The organism is Plantibacter sp. CFBP 8775 (assembly GCF_014839505.1).
GTDB classification, from domain to species: Bacteria; Actinomycetota; Actinomycetes; order Actinomycetales; family Microbacteriaceae; genus Plantibacter; species Plantibacter auratus.
On the sequence record NZ_JACYNV010000001.1, the window covers coordinates 98,436 to 124,629 of the forward strand.

20 protein-coding genes are annotated in these 26,194 nt (G+C 68.8%); 13 read left to right on the top strand and 7 right to left on the bottom strand.

The window, feature by feature from the left end; all coding sequences use genetic code 11:
• Window positions 1-51: 51 nt before the first annotated feature.
• Window positions 52-1,410 carry an MFS transporter gene (locus IFR14_RS00515; protein ID WP_194718732.1) on the top strand — a complete coding sequence of 453 codons (1,359 nt, stop codon included), beginning with the start codon at window positions 52-54 and terminating at the stop codon, window positions 1,408-1,410.
• Between the two features lie 21 nt (window positions 1,411-1,431).
• On the top strand, window positions 1,432-4,080 hold the full coding sequence (locus IFR14_RS00520; RefSeq protein WP_137242986.1) for an alpha-L-rhamnosidase: 2,649 nt from the start codon (window positions 1,432-1,434) through the stop codon (window positions 4,078-4,080).
• Window positions 4,081-4,235: 155 nt separating this feature from the next.
• Here the strand turns inward: IFR14_RS00520 and dnaB are convergent, their stop codons facing one another.
• From dnaB to rpsF, 5 genes are all read right to left on the bottom strand, one after another.
• Window positions 4,236-5,609 carry a replicative DNA helicase gene (gene dnaB / locus IFR14_RS00525; RefSeq protein ID WP_369808454.1) on the bottom strand — a complete coding sequence of 458 codons (1,374 nt, stop codon included), beginning with the start codon at window positions 5,607-5,609 and terminating at the stop codon, window positions 4,236-4,238.
• 575 nt (window positions 5,610-6,184) lie between these two features.
• A complete protein-coding gene (rplI, locus tag IFR14_RS00530; protein WP_056010352.1) occupies window positions 6,185-6,637 on the bottom strand; it encodes a 50S ribosomal protein L9 in 453 nt (150 codons plus the stop codon).
• Between the two features lie 12 nt (window positions 6,638-6,649).
• Window positions 6,650-6,913, bottom strand: a complete 264-nt coding sequence (gene rpsR, locus IFR14_RS00535) for a 30S ribosomal protein S18 (RefSeq protein WP_056010351.1) — start codon at window positions 6,911-6,913, stop codon at window positions 6,650-6,652.
• Window positions 6,914-6,978: 65 nt separating this feature from the next.
• Window positions 6,979-7,500, bottom strand: a complete 522-nt coding sequence (locus IFR14_RS00540) for a single-stranded DNA-binding protein (RefSeq protein WP_064295656.1) — start codon at window positions 7,498-7,500, stop codon at window positions 6,979-6,981.
• Between the two features lie 5 nt (window positions 7,501-7,505).
• Complete coding sequence (rpsF, locus tag IFR14_RS00545; protein WP_194718777.1) at window positions 7,506-7,913, bottom strand: 30S ribosomal protein S6; 408 nt, start codon at window positions 7,911-7,913, stop codon at window positions 7,506-7,508.
• Window positions 7,914-8,117: 204 nt separating this feature from the next.
• Between rpsF and IFR14_RS00550 the strand changes: the two genes are divergently transcribed.
• A complete protein-coding gene (locus IFR14_RS00550) occupies window positions 8,118-9,425 on the top strand; it encodes a heparan-alpha-glucosaminide N-acetyltransferase domain-containing protein (RefSeq protein ID WP_191939920.1) in 1,308 nt (435 codons plus the stop codon).
• Complete coding sequence (locus IFR14_RS00555) at window positions 9,422-10,525, top strand: hypothetical protein (protein WP_191939921.1); 1,104 nt, start codon at window positions 9,422-9,424, stop codon at window positions 10,523-10,525. The genes IFR14_RS00550 and IFR14_RS00555 overlap by 4 nt, the downstream gene beginning before the upstream one ends.
• A gap of 77 nt (window positions 10,526-10,602) precedes the next feature.
• On the opposite strand, the gene IFR14_RS00560 is transcribed toward IFR14_RS00555, so the two are convergent.
• Both IFR14_RS00560 and IFR14_RS00565 read right to left on the bottom strand, forming a co-directional pair.
• Window positions 10,603-11,457 (bottom strand): M55 family metallopeptidase, encoded by an 855-nt coding sequence (locus tag IFR14_RS00560; RefSeq protein WP_194718733.1) that lies wholly within the window; start codon window positions 11,455-11,457, stop codon window positions 10,603-10,605.
• Complete coding sequence (locus IFR14_RS00565; protein ID WP_191939922.1) at window positions 11,454-12,395, bottom strand: serine hydrolase; 942 nt, start codon at window positions 12,393-12,395, stop codon at window positions 11,454-11,456. Before IFR14_RS00565 ends, IFR14_RS00560 begins: the two co-directional genes overlap by 4 nt.
• Before the next feature lie 93 nt (window positions 12,396-12,488).
• On the opposite strand from IFR14_RS00565, the gene IFR14_RS00570 reads away from it, so the two are divergent.
• The 9 genes from IFR14_RS00570 to IFR14_RS00610 all read left to right on the top strand — a co-directional run bounded on the left by IFR14_RS00570 (window position 12,489) and on the right by IFR14_RS00610 (window position 26,192).
• A complete protein-coding gene (locus IFR14_RS00570) occupies window positions 12,489-14,117 on the top strand; it encodes a PucR family transcriptional regulator (protein WP_161578588.1) in 1,629 nt (542 codons plus the stop codon).
• 147 nt (window positions 14,118-14,264) lie between these two features.
• Entirely contained in the window at window positions 14,265-15,869 is a 1,605-nt protein-coding gene (locus tag IFR14_RS00575) for an ABC transporter substrate-binding protein (protein ID WP_191939923.1), read from the top strand.
• Between the two features lie 14 nt (window positions 15,870-15,883).
• Window positions 15,884-16,909, top strand: a complete 1,026-nt coding sequence (locus IFR14_RS00580; RefSeq protein WP_191939924.1) for an ABC transporter permease — start codon at window positions 15,884-15,886, stop codon at window positions 16,907-16,909.
• 1 nt (window position 16,910) lies between these two features.
• The gene (locus IFR14_RS00585) at window positions 16,911-18,752 is read left to right on the top strand and encodes a dipeptide/oligopeptide/nickel ABC transporter permease/ATP-binding protein (protein ID WP_191939925.1); all 1,842 of its coding nucleotides are present in this window, start codon (window positions 16,911-16,913) and stop codon (window positions 18,750-18,752) included.
• Window positions 18,749-19,576, top strand: coding sequence for an ABC transporter ATP-binding protein (locus tag IFR14_RS00590; RefSeq protein ID WP_124767781.1), 828 nt, complete (start codon window positions 18,749-18,751; stop codon window positions 19,574-19,576). Before IFR14_RS00585 ends, IFR14_RS00590 begins: the two co-directional genes overlap by 4 nt.
• Window positions 19,573-23,067: a serine hydrolase gene (locus IFR14_RS00595; protein WP_191939926.1), complete on the top strand. Its 3,495-nt coding sequence runs from the start codon at window positions 19,573-19,575 to the stop codon at window positions 23,065-23,067. The genes IFR14_RS00590 and IFR14_RS00595 overlap by 4 nt, the downstream gene beginning before the upstream one ends.
• On the top strand, window positions 23,064-23,945 hold the full coding sequence (locus IFR14_RS00600) for a GNAT family N-acetyltransferase (RefSeq protein ID WP_191939927.1): 882 nt from the start codon (window positions 23,064-23,066) through the stop codon (window positions 23,943-23,945). Before IFR14_RS00595 ends, IFR14_RS00600 begins: the two co-directional genes overlap by 4 nt.
• The gene (gene menC / locus IFR14_RS00605) at window positions 23,932-25,062 is read left to right on the top strand and encodes an o-succinylbenzoate synthase (RefSeq protein WP_191939928.1); all 1,131 of its coding nucleotides are present in this window, start codon (window positions 23,932-23,934) and stop codon (window positions 25,060-25,062) included. Before IFR14_RS00600 ends, menC begins: the two co-directional genes overlap by 14 nt.
• Window positions 25,059-26,192: a membrane dipeptidase gene (locus IFR14_RS00610; protein WP_191939929.1), complete on the top strand. Its 1,134-nt coding sequence runs from the start codon at window positions 25,059-25,061 to the stop codon at window positions 26,190-26,192. The genes menC and IFR14_RS00610 overlap by 4 nt, the downstream gene beginning before the upstream one ends.
• Window positions 26,193-26,194 lie beyond the last annotated feature (2 nt).

Below are 26,194 nucleotides of genomic sequence, written 5' to 3' on the forward strand. Positions count from 1 at the left end.
TCCTGTAAAACTATTTGACTCAGGAACATACTTGGTGGCACTGTTGGCGCGTTGATTCGTTTCATTTCGTCCCCCGACGATTCCCGCGCTCGTGCACTTCAAAGGAGAAGTCCCGTGTCACTCACATCAAAACCAGCCCCCCGCCCGTGGTGGGTCGCCGTTGTTTCCGGCATGGCCTCGTACGTCGACGCTGCCGCCATCACCGGCTTCGCCACCGCGATCGTCGTCTTCCAGCAGATCCTCGGGCTGAACGAGATCCAGATCGGCATGGCCGGCGGAGCACTCACCGCTTCCATGGCCATCGGCGCGCTCGTCGGCGGCCGGCTCGGCGATCGCTTCGGTCGTCGTCCAGTGTTCACCGCGACGATGATCGCGCTCATCATCGGCGCTGTCGTGCTGGTGTTCGCATCCTCGTTCCCCGTCATCCTCATCGGGGCGATCATGCTCGGATTCGCAAGCGGTGCCGACCTACCGGTCTCACTGTCGACCATCTCCGAGGCGGCGACCGAGCACAACCGGGGCCGCCTCATCGGGTTCACCAACCTCCTGTGGATGGCAGGCATCATCGCGAACATCGTCATCAGCACCCTCGTCGGCGATCTGGGCGCAGTGGCACCGATGATCCTGTTCGGGCACATCGCCGTGGTCGGCGCCCTGATCCTCCTCGGACGGCTGACGATCCCCGAGTCGGCAACGTGGCTCGCAGCCCGGGCCGAACGACGGGCCGGCGTGAAGACGGTCCGCGCGGAGCGCGCCGGCATTCGCATCCTGTTCCGTGGCCCTTACGGCACGGTCTTCCTCGCTCTGATCATGTTCGCCTCGCTGACCAACCTCATCGCGAGCACGATCGGCAGTTACGGCACCTACATCCTCGTGAACTTCGGGGACGTCTCGATCAGCCAGGCATCACTGGTCACCCTTCCGCTGCTACCGGTGAGCATCATCGGGTACCTCTGGTTCATGAAGATCGCCGACAAGCCCGTCCGGTTCCGCTACTTCCAGGCGGGAGGCATCGCATTCGTGCTCTCTCCGCTGGTCGTCGCACTCTTCGGCGCAAGCGTCCCCGTCTACCTCGTCAGCCTGCTGCTCATGGGCGTCGGTTCGGCCTTCGCATTCGAAGGCATCCAACGAGTGTGGGCACAGGAACAGTTCCCCACGCTCCTGCGCACGACGGCGCAGGGCAGCATCATCGCCATCCAGCGCTTCACGGCAGCCGCCCTCGCGAGCGTCACCCCGACCCTCCTCATCGGCGGGCCGTCACTCCTGTTCGGCATCCTGACCGTCGGCTCCGCCATCGGAGTCGGCTGGGCCTGGATCGTGTTCCGCACCCGCGACCGACACGACGAGTTCGAGTCAGAGGCCGGTGCGACTGAACCAGCAGAACGCTCCGCGCCGATCGCCTTCCACTAACCCTGTCAAGAGGACTCCACCATGACCCCGCACTCGCTCACCGTCGATCGACGCCCCGCGCCGTTCGGCATCGACTCAGCCACCCCGGAATTCGCCTGGAAGCTCCCGAACGACGCACCTTCACAGCTTGGATACGAGATCGAAGTCTCCACCGACTCGTCGTTCGCCCTTCACGACGTCCTCTGGACGAGCGGCCGGGTGAGGAGCACGACCCCCTACGGCGTCTTCTATGCCGGCGTCGCGCTCCGGTCCCGCACCGAGTACCACTGGCGGGTGCGGGTGCACGGAGCCGAAGGCGCCGTCAGTGAGTGGGCTGCCGCGTCGTTCGAGACCGGGCTTCTGAGTCCGAGCGACTGGCAGGCCGACTGGATCAGCCACCCGCTCACCAAAAAGAACGACCCCCGCAGCATCTACCTCTCGACGACGATCGAGCTTCCAGGGGACGTCGTCCGAGCGCGTGCGTACGCGAGCGCGCTTGGTTGGTACCGGCTCTTCATCAACGAGCACGACATCACCGGTACCGCCCTGGTGCCGCGGTGGACACCGTTCCACGAGTACACGGAGTACCAGGTGTACGACACCGTCCACGCGCTGCGGGCCGGCACCAACACCATCGGCATCATCGTCTCCGAAGGACGATTCCGCGGACGCCTCGGCGCCTTCTCCCTCCCCAACCGCTACGGCGACCAACTCGCCGCGCTCCTGCAGCTGGAACTGGAACTCGCCGACGGCACTACGGTCCAGGCGACGAGTGACGCAGGTTGGACTGCCAGCCACGGGCGGGTGCGGGTCGCGGACCCGAAGGACGGTGAGCGGGTCGACCTTCGCCTCCCGGAATTGCCGTGGCTGCAGGGTCCCGCGGAAGGCTCCGTCTCAGCGGTGGTCGTCCCTGAGCGGCGCCGGATGATCGCGGAATCCGTCGCACGGGTCGAGCAGATCGACCAACGCCCCGGGACAGTGTCACGGACCCCATCGGGCAAGCAGCTGATCGACTTCGGCCAGAACCTCTCCGGCGTCGCACGCGTCCGCCTGTCAGGCCCCGAGGGCGCCACGGTGCGGCTGCTGTACAGCGAGGTGCTGGCCTCGAGCGGGGAGATCGCGACCGGCTACCTCGGGGGCGGCCCGTCCAAGAAGGATTGGTTCCAGCGCGATGAGGCGATCCTGGCAGCCGAACCCGTCGTCTACACCCCCGGCGCCACGATCAAAGGCTTCCGCTACCTGAGCATCGAGGGGCCCGCCGACCCGATCTCCGCGGACGACGTCGAGGCCATCGTCCTCTCGACGCCACTCCCTGCGGTCAGCGAGTTCCACAGTTCGGATGACCGGCTGAACCAGCTGTGGAAAAACGTCGTGTGGTCACTGCGCTCGAACTTCACCGACACCCCGACCGACTGCCCGACCCGAGAACGCAGCGGCTGGACGGGAGACATCCAAGTGTTCGGGACCACCGCCGTGCAACTCGTCGACGCCGGCGCCTACCTTCGCCGCTACCTCCGCAACCTCGCGGCAGAGCAGCACTCAGACGGAACGATCCCTCCGTTCATCCCCTCGGAGGCAGCACCAGGGATCAGCCGCAACCCCTTGGGCTTCACCCGCACCTCGGCAGGATGGGGCGATGTCGCTGTCATGCTCCCGTGGACGCTGTACCAGTACTACGGCGACACCGCGGCACTTCGCGACCAGTACGCCAGCTCGAAGGCGTGGGTGGACCAGCTGGCGACGCGCGCCGCGCGCAAACGAGGCATCAGGCGCAGGTTGCGGCGCGGCGTCGGACAACTCGAGCGGTACGTCGTCGACACCGGCTATCACTGGGGAGAGTGGCTCCGACCCGGAGAATCTCTCGCGTCGGAGATGCCCGGGAACTTCCTCGGACGACGCACCAGCGTCGCAACGGCCTACCTCGCCCACTCCGCACGACTCCTGTCCCGGATCGCCGACGTCCTGGGCGAAGACGCGGATTCCCATCGCTACGCCACCCTGGCCGAGAACGCCAGCTCCGCCTGGCGGGCCGCCTTCGTGGCCGACGGCGGAGGGCGCATCGGTGACGACCGGCAGGACGACTACGTCCGCGCCCTCGCGTTCGACCTCCTGGAACCACAGCACCGCGACCGAGCGGCTACCCGCCTCGTCGGACTCGTCCAGCAGGCAGGGAACCACCTGGCCACCGGATTCCTGAGCACACCGATGCTCCTCGACACACTCGTCAACACCGGCCACCCCGACGTCGCTCTGAGCATCCTGCTCCAGACCAGCGCCCCATCCTGGCTGCAGGCCGTCGAACGCGGAGCAACGACCACCTGGGAGACCTGGGCCGGCTACAAGGAGGGCGAACCCGAAGCATCACACAACCACTACGCATTCGGTGCCGTCGCCGCATTCCTGCAGGAGCGCATAGCCGGCCTCGCGCCCGCAGCTCCTGGATACGCCCGCCTCCGCATCGCCCCCATCATCGGCGGGGGCCTGACCTCCGCCGCGGTCACGATCGACACCCCGTTCGGCCGTGCGTCGTCGGCCTGGGCTCGTGACGACACCGGAGCGGTCTCCCTCACCGTCGAAGTACCCCCCGGCGTCCGGGCGGACATCGTGTTCGGAGAAATCTCGACAGAAGTAGGATCTGGGACTCACCGGTTCACCTCGAACGCATCGGAGACGGCCCGCAGCAGCCAGTAGCCACCCTTCAGCAACGCTCAGATGGCTGCACTGCACCTCGGAGGGTCTCACCGCCACCAAGCCGCCACCGGAGCGTTCTCGCAGCCTAAAGTGTCGCTCCGAACAGAAAGCGACGCTTTAGGTTGCGAAGCGACACTTTGCGTTGAGCGTTCACACTACATCCCCGGCGCCATGTCGGCGAAGCGCGAGAAGTGCCCGTGGAAGCCGACGGTGATCGTGCGCGTCGGACCGTTACGGTGCTTGGCGATGATAAGGTCGGCCTCGCCGGCTCGCGGGCTGTCCTTCTCGTAGGCGGACTCGCGGTGCAGGAGCACCACCATGTCGGCATCCTGCTCGATCGAGCCCGACTCACGGAGGTCGGACAGCGCCGGCATCTTGTCGGCACGCTGCTCAGCACCACGGTTCAGCTGTGACAGCGCGATGACGGGGACCTGGAGCTCCTTCGCCATGAGCTTCAGCGCACGGGAGAACTCCGAGACCTCCTGCTGACGGCTCTCGACACGCTTACCGGACGTCAGCAGCTGCAGGTAGTCGATGACGACCATCTTCAGCCCCACGCGCTGCTTGAGCCGACGGCACTTCGCGCGGATCTCGACGAGCGTCATGTTCGGGCTGTCGTCGATGTAGAGCGGTGCGTCGTTGATGCGGCCACGCACCTGCGCGATCTTCGTCCAGTCCTGCGAGTCCACCGTGCCCTTACGCATGAGCTGCAGCGGCACGGACGCCTCCGCGCTCATGAGACGCATCGCGATCTCGCTGCGCCCCATCTCGAGCGAGAAGAAGATCGACGGCTGGTTGTAGTGAACCGAGGCTGCACGGGCGAAGTCGAGCGCGAGCGTGGATTTACCGATAGCGGGTCGGGCGGCGACGATGATGAGCTGACCCGGGTGCAGACCGTTCGTCAGTTCGTCGAGCTCGCGGAAGCCCGTCGGCACGCCGGTCATGGAACCATCGGTGTGCTTGGCGGCCTCGATCTCGTCGATCGCGGCACTCACCGCGTCGGTCAGCGGGACGTAGTCCTCGACCTCCTGGTTACCGGAGACGGCGTAGATCTCGGCCTGGGCGGAGTTGACGAGCTCCACGGCCTCACCCTCGGCCGCATAGCCCATCTGCACGATGCGGGTGCCAGCCTCGACGAGACGACGCAGCAGCGCGCGCTCCGCGACGATGCGGGCGTAGTAGCCGGCGTTCGCCGCGGTCGGCACGAGGCTCGTCAGCGTGTGGAGGTAGTCAGCTCCACCGGCGCGGGACAGCTCGCCCGTCTTGACGAGCTCGTCGGTGACGGTGATGACGTCGGTGGGCTCACCGTGCGAGTACAGCGTCAGCAGGGCGTCGTAGATGACCTCATGCTTCGGGATGTAGAAGTCCACGCCACGGAGCGTCTCGACCACGTCGGCGACCGCGTCCTTCGACAGCAGCATGCCGCCGAGTGCACTCTGCTCCGCGAGGAGGTCGTGCGGAGGGACCCGCTCGTTGCCGCGCGGCTCGTCGTACGATCCGCCGCCTTCGGAGCGGTTGAGGTGAGCGATCGACAAGTGGACATCCCTTCTCGATGTGGACTCGGGTGGTGCGGGTGGTGACGACTCAGGTGTAGCAGGAGCATGCGACACGCACGGGCCCTGCGGGGCGCTCGAGGGCCACGGACGAGGGCTGCTCAGCCTGCTCGTCCGGCTGTTCCGAGACGCCGATGACTCACGATAGGGCCACTCGTCTCCACAACCAACTCTGCCTGTGGATAACTCTGTGGAGAGATCGGGGGAAACGCCGCGTGTCGTGTGCACAAGCTGTGGGAAACCCTGTGGAGAGAGAAGTTTTTCTGCCGCGCAATACGTCGCTGACCAGGAGATTCTGATTCCACAGGCTGTGTGTGGAAAGTTCTTTCGATCCTGTGTCGAACGTTGGGGAGAACGGGGGTCACCTGTGTACAACTTGCTTGACGCAGAGGGCGAAACGGGTGTAGCACACAGCTGTCGGGGCGACGCGTCGCCCCCGTTCTGGGCACAGAAAAACGCGATGGCGGCAGACCTCTCGGTCCACCGCCATCGCGCTCATCACGACGTGCATGAGGCGCCGGACCCGAAGGCCCGACACCGCACGGCGGGTACTACTTGGCCGCGACCACCTGAAGGGTGATCGTGGCGACGATCTCGTCGCGGAGGCTGATGGTGGCCTCGTGCTCGCCGACGTACTTGATCGGGGTGTGGATCTCGATCTTGCGCTTGTCGACCTCGCCCAGCCCGGCTTCCGCCACGGCCTTCGCGATGTCGGCAGGCTTCACGGAACCGAACAGACGGCCTTCGCCACCCGTCTTGACCGTGAGCTTGACCTTGGTGGCCTGGAGGCGAGCCTTCAGGTCCTGGGCCTCTTCGATCGTGGCGTGCTCGCGCGCAGCGCGGGCCGACTTGATCTGCTCGACCTGCTTCTCGCCACCGCGGGTCCACGGGGTCGCGAAACCCTGGGGAACGAGGAAGTTGCGAGCGTAGCCGTTCTTGACGTCGACGACGTCACCAGCGGAGCCGAGGCCGGAGACCTCGTGCGTCAGAATCACTTTCGACATGTGCGGCGCCTCCTAGCGGCCAGAGCCGGCGTAGGGCAGGAGCGCCATCTCGCGTGCGTTCTTGACCGCACGTGCGATGAGTCGCTGCTCCTGGACGTTGACACCGGTGATACGACGAGCGCGGATCTTTCCCCGCTCGGAGATGAACTTGCGAAGCGTGGCGACATCCTTGTAATCGATGACACCAACGCGGATCGCCTTCGCGGGAGCGACGTTCTTGCCGCCCTTAGCACCGCGGGCAGGCTTGCGGCGGTCGCCGCTCGACTTTCCAGCCATGGTTGTTCCTTTGCGTGTGAATGGAGTGATCGGCTAGCCGGCAGAACCGGACCGATCGAATCTGTTTAGAAGGGGGTCTCGTCGCTGTAGCTGCCCGGAGTGTTCCAGGCATCTGCACCGCCGTTGCCGCCGGAAGCTGCGGGTGCGCTCTGAGCCCAGGGCTCGTTCTGCTGCACCTGCGGAGCTCCGCCGCCGCGCTGCTGACCACCGCCGCCGCCACCCGAGGGTGCACGGCTGATGGTCGCGGTCGCGTACCGGAGCGAAGGGCCGATCTCGTCGACTTCGAGTTCCATCGAAGTCCGCTTCTCGCCTTCCTTCGTCTCGTAGGAACGCTGCTTGAGACGCCCGGTCGCGATGACGCGGCTTCCCTTGGTGAGCGATCCGGCCACGTGCTCGGCGAATTCACGCCAGACGCTCGCGCGCAGGAACAGCGCTTCGCCGTCCTTCCATTCGTTCGTCGCGCGATCGAAGTTGCGCGGCGTGGAAGCGATGGTGAAGTTGGCGACAGCCAGGCCGTTCTGCGTGAAACGCAGTTCCGGATCGCTGGTCAGGTTGCCCACCACGGTGATGACGGTCTCGCCGGCCATGAGCCCTAGGCTTCCTTGGTCTCAGCCGCAGCCGGAGCCGCGTCTGCCTTGGGAGCCGCGGCGACAGCAGCAGCGGGCTTGGCGGCAGCCTTGCGGGCGGCCTTCTCTTCGCTTCGCTTCGTCTCGGTGGCGACCTGAGCGATGGCCTCTTCGGCACGCAGCACCTTGGTGCGCATGACGGCCTCGGAGAGCTTCAGCTGGCGGTCGAGCTCCTGCGTGGCAGCGCTCGATGCAGTGAAGTCCACGACGGCGTAGATGCCTTCGGTCTTCTTGTTGATCTCGTAAGCGAGACGACGACGGCCCCAGATGTCGACCTTGTCGATGGTTCCACCATCGTTGCGGATGACGTTGAGGAACTTGTCGAGGCTCGGTGCAACCGTGCGCTCGTCAATCTCGGGGTCGAGGATGACCATGAGTTCGTACTGATGCGTCACTAACCCACCTCCTTCGGACTCGAACGGCCACAGACTTTCTGTGGCAGGAGGGTGTAAGCATCGTTGCGATCGGGCGAGAACAGAGCGGACGCACCCGGGCAACCTTCACAGCGTACCGGACGGGAGCCCGTACCGCCACCGCGGGCCTGTCGCGGAGCCGCCGCGCGTGGGATGCTGGACCCGATGAGCAGCCCAGCCAGCCGACAGCGCGCCGACCGACTGATCGGTCTCGACCTCGCGCGCTTCCTCGCGCTCATCGGCATGATGGCCACGCACGTCTGGGCCTTCGACATCGCGACCGGTGGACACACGCCGATCACGGCGGTCCTCTCGGGCAAGGCCGCGGCCCTGTTCGCCGTGCTGGCCGGGATCGGGATCGTGCTCACGAGCCGCCGCGACCTCGCCGCCGGTTCCCCCGCGGCAGCGCGCCTCAACCTCTTCGGGCGCGGCTTCGCCCTGCTCGTCCTCGGCCTCACCCTCGGCGTCCTGCCCGGCGGCATCTACGTGATCATCGCCTACTACGGCGTGACCTTCTGGCTCGCGATCCCGGCCGTCACGTGGCGTCCGCGCACGTTGCTGATCGTCGCGGCCGTCTGGGCGGTGGTCTGGCCGATCTGCTCGCAGGCGCTCCGGGTGCCGCTCAGTGGCGTCGACTCCCCCGAGATCGGCAGTGCGTCCTGGTTCGACGTCTCGGGCGGCGGGTTCGCCCGCGGGCTGCTCCTCACCGGCGTGTACCCGGCGCTCACCTGGATCGTCTACGTCCTCGTCGGGATGGCGGTCGGTCGGCTGCTCATGGATGCTCGGGCGGACGGGACCCTGCGGCGTTTCGCACTCCGGCTTGCGGCGATCGGACTCGTCGTCGCCATCGCCGCGGATCGCCTCGCCGCCCTGCTCCTCGGTCCCGTCGGCGGCGTGCAGGGCATCGCGCGCGCCTGGACCGGCGGCCTCGAGCCCGATCCGACGACGATCACCGCCGTCGAGGACGCCCTCGCCGAAGGGATGTACGGCACGAGCCCTACGGAGTCCTTCTGGTGGCTCATCGCCCGCGCCCCGCACTCGGGCACCACGCTCGACCTCGTCTTCACGATCGGGATCGCGGCGGTCGTCATCGGCCTGTGCCTGGCACTCGGCACGGTCCTGAACCGCGGCTGGTCGCTCGCACTCCTGCCGGCGACCGGCGCCGGAGCCGCTCCGCTCACCGTCTATTCGGCGCACGTCTTCATGGCGTCGGTGGGTGCCTTGATCGCCGCGATCGCCGGGACGTATGCGGACACGGCGTGGCTGATCTCGAGCTCGCAGCTCTGGCTCATCCACGTCGCCGGTGCGCTCCTCCTCGGCTGGATCATCGCCCTCATCAAGCGTCGCGGTCCGCTCGAGGCGCTCGTCCACGCGGCCGGCCGGGCACTCACGGTCGCCGCGAACCGCTCTGGCCGGACGCCCGCGACGATGACGCCCACGCCCGTACCCCACGGAACACCGCACGTACGATGACCGCTCCGACGACACGAACCACGACGCTGGACACGCGACCACTCACCGAACGGATCGACCGACGCGCGCTTCGCGAGTACCGCACGGGCCTCCCGGGCGAGGTCCGTCCACCACTCATGGCGGCGATCTGGCCCGCCGTCGTGCTGGCGGTGCTGCCGATCGGCTTCCTCTCCGCCTGGTGGTTCGTGCTCGAAGACGGCTCGATGTCGGATGAGCCCTGGGACTGGTCGGCCCTGATCCTCCTGCCCTACCTCGCGCTGCCCGTCGGCATGCTCGTCCTGCTGGTGCGCACGGTCCGACGACGCAGCGGCGTCCGCCAGTTCCGGCTGGACCGGTTCGCGCGGGCGAACGGCCTGAGCTACCGACCGTTCGCCATACCGGTGGCGTTGCCCGGCCTCATCTTCACGATGGGCGGGACGAGCGTGGTCAGGGACATGCTGTGGCGGGGCGGCCGGTCGCCGTTGTCCGTCGGGAACCTGCGCACGACCATCGGTTCGGGACGGAACCGCAAGGAGCATCGGTGGGGCTACGTGGCGCTCCGGCTGCCGGTGGCGCTCCCCCACATCGTCTTGGACGCCGTCGGCAACAACTCGCTCCTGCACCCCCGCTTGCCCGTCACCTACGCCAAGGACCAGCGGCTCTCACTCGAAGGCGACTTCGACCGCCACTTCGAGCTGTACTGCCCGCGCGGCTACGAGACCGACGCCCTCTACCTCTTCACGCCCGACATCATGGCGAGGTTCATCGACACCGTCGCCGAGCTCGATGTCGAGATCGTCGACGACCACCTCTTCCTCTACTCGCCGAAGGACCTCTCGACCCTCGAGCCCGAGGTGTGGAGGTGGCTGATGTCGGTCGTCGACATCCTGACCGAGCGCATCACGCAGTGGGAGCGTTGGCGGGATCGCCGTCTGGAACCGGTCGACGCGGCGATGATGCCGGGTTCGTTCCCGCTGATCCGTCCGCCCCGAGGGGTGGCCGGGCAGGGCCGACGTCTGTCCCGGCGGACGGGATGGTGGTGGGTGATCGGGCTCGCCCTCGCCGTCTACGGGTGGTATCTCATCATCGGCGACGCGGTCCGGGCGATCACCGGCGGCTGAGCCCGTCCCAGCTCGCGAACTGTCACTTCGGAACAGTGCGAGCCGCGCACACTCGCATCAAGTGACAGTTCGCGGGCTCAAACGCGAGTGATGAGTGCTTGGCGCGCGGCGACGGCTGCTGCGGCGAGCTGGTAGTAGACCGTGATGATGCCGATGACCTCATCCGTCGTGGCCAGGGTCCGGCGCACGGTGCGGTCACCGACGCGCTCGACACCCGGGATCCCGACGGCCATCTCGGCCGCGACGGTGAGTGGCAGATCGACCTCCAGGACCAGCTCCTCCGGCAGCACCGGTCGCGGCAGCTCGGCGTGACCCCGGACGGCACGCTCTGCGGCTGAACGCACGACCTCTCTGGCCACCGACGGCGCGAGCGAATTCGTCGCGGCGTACCCGTGAGCGATCTTCACCTCGGCGACCGCAGCACCGGGGATCCGATCCCGCACGACCTCGCAGATGACATCGTCGCCCGTCACGAGACCGACCGGAACACCGAGCGACGCCGCGTACAGGGCGTTGACCTCCGCCTCGGACACCGCCTGACCGTTGATCCGGACGCCCGTGAAGTGACTGGAGAAGGTGTGCGCGAGGACTCCCGGCCCGCCGGCGGGCGCGTGGTAGCCGATGAAGAGCGCGAGGTCGCAGTCGGCCGTGAGCCCCTCGGCCATGCACTGCAGCTTCGGGCTCCCGAAGACGAGACGGGCCCTGGGATCGAGCAGTTCGTGCAGGAGGTTGTCCATCGTGCCGTGCGAGTCGTTGACGACGACCTCCGTGGCACCCCCGTCGAACGCACCGGAGATCGCCGCGTTCGTCTCCAGCGTCATGAGCTCCTGGGAACGCGGGTATCCATGCCCGCCGCGGACCACCTGGTCGAACGTCGCGATCCCCGCGATGCCCTCCATGTCGACCGACAGGTACACCTTCACCGCACTCATACCGGCAGTCCCTGGCTCGAACGCAGAGCGTCGACGGCGACGCGGGCCACCGTGCCGATCGCGCGGTCGGCATCGGGGTGGCGCAGTTCGAGGCTCGACTCCCGGAGGAACACCCCCACCGCGTACCGTCCGCCGTCCGGGTACTCCACGACGCCCGCCTCGTTGCGGATGAAGAAGAGCGTGCCCGTCTTGCCACTGACCTTCACGCGGGAATCGGGGAATCCTGCAACGAGTCGATGTGACCAGGCCTGCAGCCCGAGCACCCGGCGCACCTCGGCCGCAGCAGCCGCCCCGATGACCTCGTCGCGCCAGACGGCCGCCAGCAGCGTCGTGATCTCGCGGGGCGTCGTCCGGTCGTTCGACTCGGGGTTCGAGACCCGTGAGGACTGCAGCTGCGCGAGGTCGGCGGCGGTCAGGGTCCCGGCCCGGAGGCGAACCTCCAGTTCGCCCAGTGACTCGCCGAGGTCCTCGGCCATCATGCGGAACAGTGCGTCGCAGTCCACCGGGACGACCGTCCGCTCGAGCCCGAAGCTCCGCATCGTGGCGTTCACCGCGTCGAGGCCGACGAGATCGGTGATGAGGTCGGTGGCGCGGTTGTCGCTGACCGACATCATCAGGACGGAGAGGTCACGGAGCGACAGCTCGACGTCGTCGAGGAGGATCGAGAGGCCGGTCGGCCCGTCGGTGCGGCGTTCATCGGCTCCGACGTGGATCCGCTGTCGTGGGTCGAGGGCTCCGGCCTCGTACTGCCGAGCGAGCTCGACGAGCACGGGCAGCTTGAAGACGCTCGCGGTGACGACGTCGGTGTCGGCGTCCAGCCCGACCTCGACGCCCGAGTCGATGTCGACGGCGTGCACGTATCCGCGGACACCGAGCGGCACGAGGACCGATTCGATCCGAGCTGCGATGACCGGATCGGAGTCTTGAGTGATCGTCATCCACCCAGTATCTTCGTGCACCAATGGAGCCGATTCGTCCAAGAGTCCAACTCTTGGGGGTTCGAGCTGTTCGATCGAGCAGAAACGGGTCAGATGAACGAGCAGCGCTCACCGGATCGAGTCACCACTGCAGCGACGCTGGGGCGGCTGTTCGATCGACTCGGCTCCACGCTGCTCTCGCTGGAGGCAGGGCACCTGGATGCGAGCACGCAGGTGTCTGCGGTCGTCCTCTACGACCCGCTCGACCCGCCGACGATCACGAGCGGCACGATCGTGCTCGGCGTCGGCCTCACCGGCCCGGAGCAGATGGCGGCCCAGATCCGCTCCCTCGCGGCGGACGGGGCGGTCGCGCTCGTGGTGCGTGAACCGGTGCCGACGAGTCGCGAGGTCGCCGAGGCCATCGCCGAGAGCGACATGGTGCTCCTCGGGCTGATCCGCGGCGCCTCGTGGATCCAGGTGGCGACCATGCTGAACTCGACACTGAGCCCCGAGGGCTCGGAGAGCGGAATCGTCGGCTCGGGGACGGATGCGGCGGCCGAGCTCTTCGAACTCGCCGACGCGGTCGCCGCCTTGCTGCAGGCACCCGTCACGATCGAGAACCTGTCCTCACGTGTGCTGGCCTTCTCCGCCGACCAGGCCGGCACGGATGAACCGCGGCGGCAGACCATCCTCGGCCTGCAGGTGCCCGACGTCTACGGCGACATGCACCGCGCCCAGGGGGTGTTCCGCCAGATCTACACCTCGCCGACACCGGTGTTCGTGAAGTCCGTCGTCAGCGGAAGCCTCCCGCGGGTCGCGATGCGGGTGAAGGCCGGCGAGGAGGTCCTCGGGTCGATCTGGGCGGTCGTCGAGGAGCCGCTCACGGCCCAGCGGGCCCAGGGCATGGTGGAAGCCGCGCGTGTCGTCGCGCTCACCATGCTGCGAGCGCGCGTGGCGTTCGACGCTTCCGCTCGACTGCGGCTCGGGCTCGTCAGCATGCTGCTCGACGGCGGTATCCGCGCGCGGGAGGCGGCGACACAGCTCGACATCGCCGCCGACGCCGCGTGCGTCATCGCCCTCGGGCCCGGCGAGCGCGGAGCTGGGGACGAAGCGAAATCGGAGGCGGAGCTGCAGCGGGTGACGAGCACCTTGAACATGTACCTGCAGCCGATCTACCCGAGGGCCATCGCCGCGCTCCTCGGCGGAGTCATCTATGCGGTCGTCCCGCTGCGCGCGGCCGAGGAGCGGATGCAGTCCGAGATGGTGCAGCTCGCGCGGGAGTTCGTGTCGCGGATGGACGCGCCGAGCCGGTTCTTCGCCGGTGTGGGGAGCGTGGTCCCGAGCGTGTCGGAGCTCACCGAGTCGAAGGCCGAGGCCGACGGAGCCCTCCGTGTGCTCCGGAGCCGTGCGGTCGTCGGCGAGCAGGTGGCGACCGCCGACGAGGTGCAGGTGGATTGGCTGATGCTGCGGATCTCCGATTCGCTGGCGGTCGACGGGATCGTCGCCACCGGCCCGCTCGCGACCCTCCGCACCTACGACGCGCAGCACGGGACCGAGTTCGTCGCGACACTGCGCTCCTGGTTGGACCACTTCGGGGACGTCCGTTCGGCCTCCCAGGCGATGCATGTGCACACGAACACGTTCCGCTACCGACTGGGTCGACTGTCCGAGATCGCCGGCATCGACCTCGACGATGCCGGCAGCCGGTTCGGTCTGATGTTGCAGCTCCGGCTCCTCGGCTGACGCGATCGCGGACTGTTCGATCCGACGATCGGGACGTCGATACTCGTCCGATCACACGATGATCGGTTCGAGGGCAGGGCGCAAGGTTGAACAACCGGTGACGTAACCGTCATCCGCCGCCCGCACATCGAACAGAAGGCCGATCGAATGACCGTACGCGCCCTCGCCACCGCGGCCCTCGCCGCAGTCGGCATGCTCGCCCTCGTCTCCTGCAGCGCCGCCGCACCGGGAGGGTCGTCCTCCGAGGACTTCGCCGAGGACGGCACGTTCACGACGATGATCTCCCAGGACCCCGGCGACCTGAACCCGCTCGTCACCAACCTCGTCTCCGCCCAGTTCGTCAACGCCTACGCCTACGACTCCCTGCTCTTCGTCGAGCCGTCGACTGGCGACCCCAAGCCGTATCTCGCCACGAGCTGGGAGGACGGCGCGGACCGCGTCTCCTTCACGCTGCGGGACGACATCACCTGCTCAGACGGCACACCGTTCACCGCCCAGGTCGCTGCCGACAACTTCTCCTGGGTCGCCGACCCCGCCAACGGCTCCCCGCTCATGGGCACGACCGTCCCGGCCGGTACCGTCGCGACCGCCGAGGGTGACGTCCTGACCGTCACGACGCCCGGCCCGTCGCCCTTCCTCCTGAAGATCATCGGCTCCGCCGCCCTCGCATGTCCCGCCGCGCTCGAGGACCCGAAGGCGGCCAGCGCAGCCAGCGTCGGCACCGGTCCGTTCACCATCACCGAGGTCGTGCCGAACGACCACATCACGCTCGAGCGTCGTGACGACTACGCCTGGGGTCCTGACGGTCTCACGACCGCCGCAGCCGGGGTGCCGAAGACGGTGACCGTCAAGATCGTCACCGACCCGAGCACCGCCGCGAACCTGCTCCTCGCCGGCGAGCTGAACGCCGCTCCCGTCACCGGCGCCGATGAGGAACGCGTGATCGGCGCGTCGCTCGACTCCCGCTCCTACTCCGCGATGTCCGGCGAGATCATGTTCAACCAGTACGAGGGGCTGCCGACGGCCGATGTCGCGGTACGCCAGGCGCTCATCCAAGCCGCCGACCTCGACACGTACACGACGATCAACACCGCGGAGAAGGGCGTGCGGGCGACCTCCCTCCTCGCTCCCGAACCGCTCATGTGCACCTACGACAGCGTCGACGGCGCGGTCCCGGGCTTCGACGCGAAGGCGGCCGCCAAGACGCTCGCCGACGCCGGCTGGACGAAGGGCGCCGGCGGCAAGCTGGAGCGCGACGGCAGTCCACTCGCCATCAGCGTCGTGTACATCAACTCGATCGATGCGCAGAGCGCCGGTGCGGAATACCTCGCCGGGCTCTGGGAGGAGCTCGGCGTCACCGTCAAGCTCGTCGGTGGCGACCGCAACGCGCTCCTGTCGAACACCTTCTCGGCGCCCGACCCGAGCTCCTGGAGCGTCGTGCTCGGTCTCACGATCCAGACCAACACCCCGTCGATCCTCCCGCCGTACCTCTCCGGAGCGATCCCGCCGGACGGCATCAACTTCGCCTCGGTCGACAACCCGGAGTACACCGAGCTGGCCACCACGGCCGCATCGCTCGCCGGCGACGAGTCCTGCGCGACCTGGGAGCAGGCGGAGCGCGCACTGTTCGAGTCGGCCGACATCATCCCGATCTCGATCACGAAGAGCAACATGTACTTCAACGGTGCCACGACCGTGATCGACCCCTCCGGCGGGCTCATCCCCGGTGCCGGCATCCGGGTCCTGAAGTAGCGGTCGCCGGCATCATGACGCAGCAGCAGATCGCAGCGACGACCGGGAGCGGCGTCCTCACGGCGACGCGTCGACGCCGCCAGGGCCGCGCCCGCGGCACCTGGAGCGCGTTCCTCCTCCGGAGGCTCGGTCGCCTCGCGATCTCGATCGTGGTGCTGGTGACCGTGTCCTTCTTCATGATCCGCCTGGTCCCCGGTGACCCCATCCGGAACGCGCTCGGCATCAACGCCACGACCGCTGTCGTGGAGGCCCGCAGGGAGGCCCTCGGGCTGAACCTGCCGCTCTGGGAGCAGTACCTGCGTTTCTGGCAGGGGCTGTTCACGGGCGATCTGGGCGAGTCGTTCTCGCTCCAGATCCCCGTCTCGCAGATCATCGCCCAGCGCCTCCCGGCCACCCTGGAACTCGCACTCCTCGCCCTGGTGACGATGCTCGTGTTCGCGATCCCGATCGGTCTCGCCGCCGCCGCACTCACCCGCGGCGGGCGGCGACGCGGTCTCGAGCTCGGCTACACCTCGGTGAGCGGATTCTTCGCCGTCGTGCCGGAGTTCCTCATCGGCGTCGGCCTCATCTACGTGTTCGCCGTCCAGCTCCACCTCCTGCCGGTCGCCGGCCGGACCGGCCCTGCGTCGTACCTGCTCCCCGTGGCAGCACTCTCGATCGGGAGCATCGCGGCCATGTCGCGCATCGTGCGGGCCGAGGCCCTCACCGTGCTCGACCAGGACTACATCCGGACGGCTCGGGCGAAACGCATGCCCGCCTGGCGCGTCTACCTGCGGCACGCGCTGCCCAACCTCCTCACCTCGGCGCTCACCATCGGCGGACTGGTCCTCGGCGGACTCATCGCCGGAACGGTCCTCGTGGAGACGATCTTCTCCTGGCCGGGACTCGGGCTCACGATCGTCAACTCGATCAGGGACAAGGACTACCCGGTCGCCCAGGGCGTCATCATCCTCTACGGACTCATCGTCCTGCTCGTCACGCTGCTCGTCGACGTGGTCCTCGTCCTGCTCGACCCCCGCAGCGCCCTGAAGGAGAACTGACATGGCGACCGTGCAGTCCTCCGACCGACGTGGCCCGAGCCGGCTCTCACGCGTGCTTCGATCCCCGCTCGGCATCGCCACCGTCGTCGGGCTCGCCATCCTCATCACCGCGACCGTCCTCGGCCCCGTCATCTGGGGCACGCAGTCGATGGTGACGGACGTCACCCAGCTGTCCGCGAAGCCGAGTGCCGCGCACCCGTTCGGCACCGACGCGGCCGGACGCGACGTGTTCGCGAGAGTGATGACCGCGACCCGGCTGTCGGTGGTCATGGCACTCGCCGCCACCGCGATCGGCGTCACGCTCGGTATCGTCGTCGGGTTCCTGCCGTCGATCCTCCCGCGACCGGCAGCCGCCTTCATCGTGAGCGGCACTGGCATCGCCCTCGCCTTCCCGTCGCTGCTGCTCGCCATCGTGCTCTCGATCTCGGTGGGAGCGTCGTCACTCGGCGCCGTCCTCGCGATCGGGTTCGCCATGATCCCGTTCTTCGCACGGCTCGCACAGACGATGTCCGCGAGTATCGCCGGTCGCGACTTCGTGTCGGCCGCGCGGATCCTCGGCGTCCCGCGGTGGCGCATCCTCGTCCGGCACATCCTGCCGAACGTCCGGGAACCACTCATCGTCAACGCCAGCATCGGCGCCGGCGGGTCGCTCATCGCGTTCGCCGGACTGTCCTTCCTCGGTCTCGGGGTGCAGGCACCGGAGACGGACTGGGGCCGCATGCTCAACGAAGGGCTCGCGAAGATCTATGTGAACCCGGCGACGGCGCTGGCCCCCGGCGCGGCGGTCATCTTCGCCGGTGTCGTCTTCACCCTCCTCGGCGAGACCCTGTCGCGTGCGTTCGGGATCGATTCGCTGGGCAGCCGACGCCAGACCACGCGCGCCCCGCGTTCGGCCCGCGTCGAGGCCGACCCCGCAGCGCTCGACACGGCGTCCGGCGCCGTGCTCAGCGTCCGCGACCTGCACGTGGCGGCTCCGTCCGGGGACGGATGGACCCACCCCGTCGCGGGCGTCGACTTCGACATCGCCCCCGGGGAGATCGTCGGGCTCGTCGGCGAATCGGGCTCCGGGAAGTCGCTCACCTGCATGGCCGTCGCGGCGCTGCTCGAGGATCCGCTCGTCGTCACCGCGGGGCACGTGCGCTTTGACGGTAGCGAACTCACCCGCCACGGCGTCGTCCCCGGTCGAGCCTCCACCCGTGCACTCGCGAAGCAGCTCGGCACCCGCCTGGCGATGGTGTTCCAGGACCCCTCGACCTCCCTCAACCCGGCCCTGCGCATCGGCCCACAGGTCGCGGAGATCGGCCTCCTGCACGAGGGCCTCGGTCGCCGTGCAGCAGCCGAGCGGGCCGTCGGGCGCCTCGCCGACGTCCGGATCTCCGACCCGGAGCGACGCGCGAAGCAGTATCCGCACGAGTTCTCCGGCGGCATGCGGCAACGGGCGATGATCGCCATGGGACTCATGGGCGAACCGGCGCTCATCATCGCGGACGAGCCCACCACCGCGCTCGACGTCACGGTGCAGCGCGAGGTGCTCAGCCTGCTGCACGCGGTGAACCGCGAGACGGGGGCCGCCGTGCTGCTCGTGTCGCACGACATCGCCGTGGTCACGGGCCTCTGCACCCGCGTGATGGTGATGTACCGAGGCCGCATGGTCGAGGACCTGAGCGTGGACGCACTCCTGGCCGGCGAAGCGCAGCACCCCTACACGCGGGCGCTGCTCGACGCCGTGCCGGACTTCGATGCCGAGCCAGGAACACCGTTCGCGACGATCGCCGAGGGGACCGACTTCCAGACCGAAGCGGCGCGGACCCGGACGACGGAGACACAGGGAGTGAACGCATGAGCAGTCTCGAGTTCCAGGGCCTCGACGTCCGTTTCGGAGCAGGCCGGTCGGCCGTCCACGCCGTGTCCGAGGTCGACCTGTTCATCGCGTCAGGGGCGATGGTCGGTCTCGTCGGCGAGTCCGGTTCCGGCAAGTCGACCATCGCGCGGGCGGCCGTCGGGCTGCACGAGCCGAGCGATGGTCGGATCCTCCTCGATGGGGTCGATGTCGCCCATGCCCGCGGCAAGAACGCCATCCGTCGCCAGCGCATCCAGATGGTGTTCCAAGACCCGTACTCCTGTCTCGACCCACGGATGACGATCGGCGCCTCGATCGAGGAGGCCATCGAGGTCACCGACCGTCGTTCGCGCCGCGAGGGATCGTCGACGGGCCGCAGCACGGCGGCACGACGCCGGCAACGGACCGCCGAACTCCTGCAGTTGGTCCACCTCGATCCCGACCGGGCGTCGTCGCTGCCGGGCGGTCTCTCCGGTGGCCAGCGGCAGCGCGTCGCGATCGCCAGGGCACTCGCTGCGGAACCCGACGTGCTCCTCGCGGACGAGATCACCTCCGCGCTCGACGTGTCGGTGCAGGGGTCCGTGCTCAACCTCCTGTCGGAGATCCGCGAGCGGCTCTCCCTGACCGTCCTCTTCATCAGCCACAACCTCGCCGTCGTACGCCAGCTCTGCGACGAGGTCGCCGTGATGCGCGACGGTCGCATCGTCGAACACGGCCCCGTCCTCGACGTCCTCGAACGCCCCGCACACGACTACACCCGCGAACTCATCGGCGCCGTACCTCGCCTCGGCGTCCCGCTGTTCACCTCGGAAGGAACCAACGCATGACCCGCTCACTCACCATCGACGACCTCGCACGACTCGTCACCCCGACCGACACCGCCATCTCGCCGGACGGTGGACTCGTGGTGTTCACCCGCTCCGAGGTGGTCGCCGGCAAGACCACGACGTCGCTCTGGAGCGTCCGGTCCGGCAGCGCAGCCCGGCGGATGACGGCGGGCCCCGGCGACAGCAGCCCGCGCTTCTCCCCCGACGGCGGATCCCTCGCGTTCCTCCGAGTCGTCGAGGGGGCACCGCAGCTGCACCGCCTCGACCTCGACGGCGGCGAGCCCGTCCGCCTGACCTCGGCGTCGACGCTTCCGATGGGCGCCGGAGCAGCCGCCTGGAGCCCGGACGGCACTCGGATCGCCTTCACCGCGCCGGTCACCCGCACGGCGGGCGCCGATCCCGAAGCACCGATCGTCACCGACCGTCTCGGCTACAAGGCGGACGGTGTCGGCTGGTTGGGCGACAAGCGCATGCACCTGTTCGTCGTCGACACGACCGGGGACGCGCCCGCACGACGCCTGACCGACGGTGACTGGAACGCGGGAGAGCCCGCCTGGTCGACCGACGGCACCGGCCTCGCATTCACCGCCGACCTCGAACCGGACGGCGATCTCGACAACGTCTCGCGTGCCTACCGGATCGTCGTCGACGACCCGATCGTCGCCCCGGCGCCAGTCGGCTCGGCCGCCTTCATCGGCGGGCCGCTGCTGCGCCTCGACGACGACGGACTGGTCGCGGTCGGAGGCGCCGACCTCCGTGTCGGGAACGCGGATCTCATCCTGCTCGGCGGTGGCGCCGACGAGCCGGACGTCGCCCTCACGGCGGACCTGGACCGGAACGTGATGCTCGGCGGCCCCGGCTACCCCGGCGGCCGGCCAGGTCTCAGCCATCACGTCGGCGGGGCCGCGGAGATCGTCTTCTGCGTCCGTGATCGCGGATGGACCCACTTGTACGCCATCGGCACCGACGGCAACGGCATCCGCACGGTGATCGCGAACGAGGACGAGGTGGTCTCCGCCCTGTCCGTCGCCCGCGACGCCCGCCGCGCTTCGGTGATCCTGACGACGCAGTCGAGCTTCGGCGAGGTGGCCGTCGTCGATCTGGACACCGGCGAGGTGTCCGTCCTCACGACCCTCACCGCGGACGCCCTGCCCGACGTCACGGTCCTCGCCGCCGAGCAGCGCGAGTTCGCGATCTCCGACGGCGGCACGGTTCACGGGTGGCTGCTCTCCGCTCCCGAGACCGACGGTGCCGCGCCACTCCTCCTCGACATCCACGGCGGACCACACAACTCGTGGACCGGCGTCGCGGACAGCGCCCACCTGTACCACCAGGTGCTCGCGGCCTCGGGCTGGCGGATCCTCACGCTGAACCCGCGCGGTTCCGACGGCTACGGCGAGGAGTTCATGCGCGCCGTCATCGGCGGCTGGGGCAGTGCCGACGGCCCCGACTTCCACGAACCGATCGACGCGCTGATCGCGGAGGGTCTCGTCGACGCCGACCGCCTCGCGGTGACCGGCTACAGCTACGGCGGTTTCAGCACCGCGTACCTCACCGCTCACAGTGACCGGTTCGCGGCGGCCGTCGCGGGCGGTCTGGTCTGCGACTTCACGGCGGTGGCCGGGGCGTCCGACGCCGGAGGCTACCTCGCGAAGATCTCCGTCGGCGGCACGGTCGTCGACGACGCCGAGAAGTTCCTCGCCGCATCGCCGATCAGCGCGGTCGGGAATGTGACGACGCCGACGCTCATCCTGCACGGCGCCGAAGACCAGCGCTGCCCGCTCAACCAGGCCGAGCAGTGGTTCTCGGGCCTGCGATCGCAGGAGGTGCCCGTGCGTCTGGTCTCGTACCCCGGCGCCACCCACGCGTTCGTCGTCACGGGATCGCTCAGCCAGCGGATGGATTACAACCGTCGCGTCATCGACTGGGTCGAGCGCTACACGCCGCCCGTGCCCGCCCGCTCCGTCGGTCCCGCCCGCGCCGCCCTCGACACCGCCGCCTGGCAGTCCGAGCTCGACGTGCTGCGTGAGCGATACGGCGTCACCGGCGCGCAGTTCGGCATCGTCGAACTGACCGCGGAGGGTCGACCGCTCTCCCGCACCACGGTCGCCTCCGGAGTCCTGAACGCCGCGACGGGCGCACCGGCCGGTGTGGACGCCATCTTCCAGATCGGTTCCATCACCAAGGTCTGGACCACCACGCTCATCATGCAGCTCGTGGACGAGGGGCTGCTGTCGCTGGAGGACACCGTCCGATCCGTGCTGCCCGACTTCGCGCTCGACGACGAGGAGACCGCGGCGAACGTCACCATCAGGTCGCTGCTCTCCCACCGGAGCGGCATCGACGGCGACCTGTTCACGAACACGGGGCGCGGCGACGACTGCATCGAGCTGTACGTCGCGACGCTGCAGACCGCCCGCCAGGTCCACGCCCTCGACGACGGCTTCTCCTACTGCAACTCCGGCTTCGTCATCCTCGGTCGGATCGTCGAGGTGCTCCGCGACGGGCAGTACGACGCGATCCTGCGCGAGCGGCTCATCCAGCCGCTCGGTCTCGAGCACACCGTGACGCTCCTGGAGGACGTCCCCCGGTTCGCTGCGGCCGCCGGACACCGCCCAGACGGCGTTCCCGCGTCGGTCTGGCCGATCACCCGTTCGATGGGGGCGGCCGGCAACATCGTGGCGAGCATCGGCGACCTGCTCACCTTCGCCGAGTTGGGGCTCCGCCTGGGCGAGACCGCCGACGGGACGCGGATCCTCTCCCGCGAGTCCGCCGTGCTGATGCAGCAGGAGCAGATCGACCTGACCGACATCTACCCGTCGCTCACCGGCTGGGGACTCGGCTGGTTCCTCGAGGAATGGTCCGGTGCACGCGTGTACGGCCACGACGGTGGCACGATCGGTCAGCGCGCCTACCTCCGGGTGTTCCCCGAGCAGCAGCTCGCGATCGGTCTCCTCACGACGGGTGGCCGCCCGGACGGGCTCTACCACGACCTCTTCGAGAGCGCCGCGTCGACCATCGCCGGGCTGCACGCACCGGCGGGAGCCAGTCCGATCGATCGCGCCGAGGTCCCCGCGGAGGTCGCGCTCGGCACCTACGGGACCAGCGGCCTCGGCATCGAGATCCGCGAGGCCGAGGAGCACCTCGAGATGGTCGTCACCGAGCGGGTCCAGGTGGTGCCCTCGGAGAGCGAACCGGAGGTCGCCACCGCGGCGGCCGAGGCGGCGAGCGCCGTCACCGAACCAGCGGACGAGAGCGCGGTGGATGCGACCGACGATTCGGCGGACTCCTCGACGGACGACACCCGGACCGCCGACCCGGCACCGACGCCGGCGAACGTCGTCAAGCTGATGCCGTCTTCCCTTCCCGGCGTCTGGGTGATGCGGGCGCCGGGCAGCGCCGGCTGGGCGCAGGTGCGACCGCACCGCGGCGGCACCTACGTCGGCCTGCGATTCCTGCCGCGTGAGGTCCGTGACGAGGTCGAGGTATGAGCAGCCGGACGACCGCGGAGGTACCGCGGTCGTCTCCATCACCCGCGTCCGTCCTCGACGAGGCGCAGACGACGGCGGGTCGATACGCCGAGCAGAGCGGGGTCGTCGTCCGCCTGCTCGCGTCGCCCGCCGAGATGGCGGCGGCGGCCGCCCTCCTGGCCGACGTCTGGGGCATGGAGGCGAAGCACTCGAGGCTCGATCCCAGCATGCTCGTCGCCATGGTGCACTCCGGCAACTACGTCGCAGGAGCGTTCGTCGACGACGCGCTCGTCGCCGCGTCGGTCGGCTTCTTCCACCCGCCGCTCGCCCACGCGATGCACTCCCACATCACGGGTGTGCTGCGTGCGTACTCGGGACACGGGATCGGCGCGGCGCTGAAGTTCCACCAGCGCGCCTGGTGCCTCGAGCGATCGGTCACCACCATGACGTGGACGTTCGACCCGCTCGTCGCCCGCAACGCGTATTTCAACCTCCGCAAACTCGGCGGGCGAGCGGTGGCATACCTACCCGACTTCTACGGGCCGATGCTCGACGAGCTGAACCTGGGCCAACCGAGCGACCGCATGCTGCTCGAATGGGACCTGGAGTCACCGCTTGTCCGAGCCGCTCCGCTCGAGCAACCGGCGGTCGCGTTGCTGCTCCGCGGTCCCGAGGGGCCGATCATCGGCTCAGCACCCGCAGACGGCGTCAACGCCATCCGCATCGACCTCCCGGAAGACGTCGAAGCCCTCCGAGCGCGGGACGCGACGACCGCTCGTGCCTGGCGCGACGCGTTGCGCTCAGTCACGACAGGACTGCTCGCCGACGGCTGGCAGCTCACCGATTTCGACCGCCGCGGGTTCTACCGCGCGGAGAGGACCACCCATGCACATCCTTGACGTCGAGCTCATCACCGTCCGGCTCCCCCTGGTCAGCCCGTTCACCACCTCCTTCAGCACCCAGACCGAGCGGACCCCGCTCCTCGTCAAGGTCACGGCGCTCGAGGACGGCGTCCGCACCGTCGGGTGGGGCGAGTGCGTCGCCCTGAACGACCCGGTGTACTCCGAGGAGTACCTCGACGGCGCGCGATCGATGCTCGAGAGCTATCTGATCCCGATCCTGTTCGCAGCACAGGCGGCCGGGACGGACATCACCGCAGAGCGGGTCGGCCACGTCCTCCGGCACATCGTCGGACACCGCATGGCGAAGTCCGCACTGGAGATGGCCGTGCTGGACGCCCAGCTGCGCGCGGCGGGCCGCTCCTTCGCGGACTTCTTCGGCGCAACGGTCGACCGGGTGCCGTCCGGGGTGTCCGTCGGTATCCACGAGTCCACCGCGCAACTACTCGACGCGGTCGGCGGGTACCTCGAGCAGGGCTACGTGCGCATCAAGCTGAAGATCAAGCCCGGCTGGGACATCGAACCCGTGCGCGCCGTACGCGAGCGGTTCGGCGACATCCCCCTGCAGGTCGACGCGAACGCCGCCTACACCCTGCTCGACGCACCCTTGCTCCGGCGACTCGACGCCTTCGACCTCCTCCTGATCGAGCAGCCGCTCGCCGAGGACGACCTCCGGCAGCACGCGCAGTTGGCGACGCTGATGACCACCCCCATGTGCCTCGACGAGTCCATCGTCTCCGCGGCACGCGCCGCCGACGCCATCGCGTGGGGCGCGGCCGCCATCATCAACATCAAACCCGGGCGGGTGGGCGGGTACCTGGAGGCGAAACGCATCCACGACATCGCGAGCGCGAACGGAGTCGCAGTCTGGTGCGGCGGCATGCTCGAGACCGGCATCGGGAGAGCGGCCAACGCGGCGCTGGCCGGTATGCCGGGCTTCACGCTACCCGGCGACATCTCCGCGTCCGACCGCTTCTACCGCGAGGACATCACGGCGCCGTTCGTCCTCGACGGCGGCGACATCGCGATCCCGACCGGTCCAGGTCTCGGGGTCGAGCCGATCCCCGAGGTCCTCGCCGACGTGACGGTGCACACGGTCACCCTGCGCGCCTCGTGACGAACGCGTCGAAGGTCTCCCCGGGGCGGCCGACGGGCGTCGCCCCCGGGAGCTTCCCCGTGATCGACGGACACAACGACCTGCCCTGGGCGGCCAGGGAGGGTTCCGGGTACGCCGTCGCCGGCTTGGACGGCGACGGCGGCGCATCCGCTTTCCAGACCGACCTCGCGCGGCTCGAACGCGGCGGCGTCCGAGGGCAGTTCTGGTCCGTCTACGTCCCGGTCGAACTCGCTCCCGGCGATGCGGTCCAGGCCACCCTCGAGCAGATCGACTTCGTACACCGGCTCATCGCCCAGTACCCCGATCGCCTGTCCCTCGCCCGCACCGCCGAGGACGTCAGGCACGCCTGGGCGACCGGACGCATCGCCTCACTCCTCGGCGCGGAGGGTGGACACAGCATCGGCGACTCACTCCCGACCCTGCGGATGCTCGCACGACTCGGTGTCCGGTACCTCACGCTGACCCACAACGACAACACCCCCTGGGCGGACTCGGCGACGGACGAGCCGGTGCACGGTGGACTCACCGAACGCGGGAGGGAGATCGTCGCCGAGATGAACCGCATCGGGATGATCGTCGACCTCTCACACGTCGCGACCAGCACGATGACGGACGCGCTCGACGCGACGACCGCCCCCGTGATCTTCAGTCACTCGTCCTGCCGAGCGCTCTGCTCGCACGAGCGCAACGTCCCCGACGCGGTCCTCGAACGACTCCCCGGCAACGGCGGCGTCGTCATGGTGGCGTTCGTCCCGCCCTTCCTGAGCGACGAGTACGCCGACTGGTGGCGCGGCGGTCGGCACGGGCCGAAGCCGACGGTGACCATCGACGACGTCGTCCGCCACATCGAGCACGCTCGTGATGTCGCCGGCATCGAGCACATCGGGCTCGGCGGCGACTACGACGGCTTCGACGACTTCCCGGTCGGCATGGACGACGTGACCTCCTACGCCCGCGTGCGTGATGCGCTCCGCGAGCGACGGTGGAGCGACGACGACCTGGACCGGCTCGCGGGCCTGAACGCCCTCCGCGTCATCGGCGACACAGAGCGCTCAGTGCCGGGCGTCACCGACGACCTCGACCGACGGGCACCCGGGAGCGGGCGCACACCATCTCCGGAAGGACCCTGACC

Excerpts from the sequence above, each read along its gene's own strand:
- IFR14_RS00565 (WP_191939922.1), bottom strand. The coding sequence starts at position 12,395 with ATGACGATCACTCAAGACTCCGATCCGGTCATCGCAGCTCGGATCGAA.
- IFR14_RS00595 (WP_191939926.1), top strand. The coding sequence starts at position 19,573 with ATGACCCGCTCACTCACCATCGACGACCTCGCACGACTCGTCACCCCG.
- IFR14_RS00590 (WP_124767781.1), top strand. The coding sequence starts at position 18,749 with ATGAGCAGTCTCGAGTTCCAGGGCCTCGACGTCCGTTTCGGAGCAGGC.
- IFR14_RS00550 (WP_191939920.1), top strand. The coding sequence starts at position 8,118 with ATGAGCAGCCCAGCCAGCCGACAGCGCGCCGACCGACTGATCGGTCTC.
- IFR14_RS00575 (WP_191939923.1), top strand. The coding sequence starts at position 14,265 with ATGACCGTACGCGCCCTCGCCACCGCGGCCCTCGCCGCAGTCGGCATG.
- IFR14_RS00580 (WP_191939924.1), top strand. The coding sequence starts at position 15,884 with ATGACGCAGCAGCAGATCGCAGCGACGACCGGGAGCGGCGTCCTCACG.
- rpsR (WP_056010351.1), bottom strand. The coding sequence starts at position 6,913 with ATGGCTGGAAAGTCGAGCGGCGACCGCCGCAAGCCTGCCCGCGGTGCT.
- IFR14_RS00555 (WP_191939921.1), top strand. The coding sequence starts at position 9,422 with ATGACCGCTCCGACGACACGAACCACGACGCTGGACACGCGACCACTC.
- IFR14_RS00560 (WP_194718733.1), bottom strand. The coding sequence starts at position 11,457 with ATGAGTGCGGTGAAGGTGTACCTGTCGGTCGACATGGAGGGCATCGCG.
- menC (WP_191939928.1), top strand. The coding sequence starts at position 23,932 with ATGCACATCCTTGACGTCGAGCTCATCACCGTCCGGCTCCCCCTGGTC.
- IFR14_RS00600 (WP_191939927.1), top strand. The coding sequence starts at position 23,064 with ATGAGCAGCCGGACGACCGCGGAGGTACCGCGGTCGTCTCCATCACCC.
- rpsF (WP_194718777.1), bottom strand. The coding sequence starts at position 7,913 with ATGGTCATCCTCGACCCCGAGATTGACGAGCGCACGGTTGCACCGAGC.
- IFR14_RS00520 (WP_137242986.1), top strand. The coding sequence starts at position 1,432 with ATGACCCCGCACTCGCTCACCGTCGATCGACGCCCCGCGCCGTTCGGC.
- IFR14_RS00585 (WP_191939925.1), top strand. The coding sequence starts at position 16,911 with ATGGCGACCGTGCAGTCCTCCGACCGACGTGGCCCGAGCCGGCTCTCA.
- IFR14_RS00540 (WP_064295656.1), bottom strand. The coding sequence starts at position 7,500 with ATGGCCGGCGAGACCGTCATCACCGTGGTGGGCAACCTGACCAGCGAT.
- IFR14_RS00570 (WP_161578588.1), top strand. The coding sequence starts at position 12,489 with ATGAACGAGCAGCGCTCACCGGATCGAGTCACCACTGCAGCGACGCTG.
- rplI (WP_056010352.1), bottom strand. The coding sequence starts at position 6,637 with ATGTCGAAAGTGATTCTGACGCACGAGGTCTCCGGCCTCGGCTCCGCT.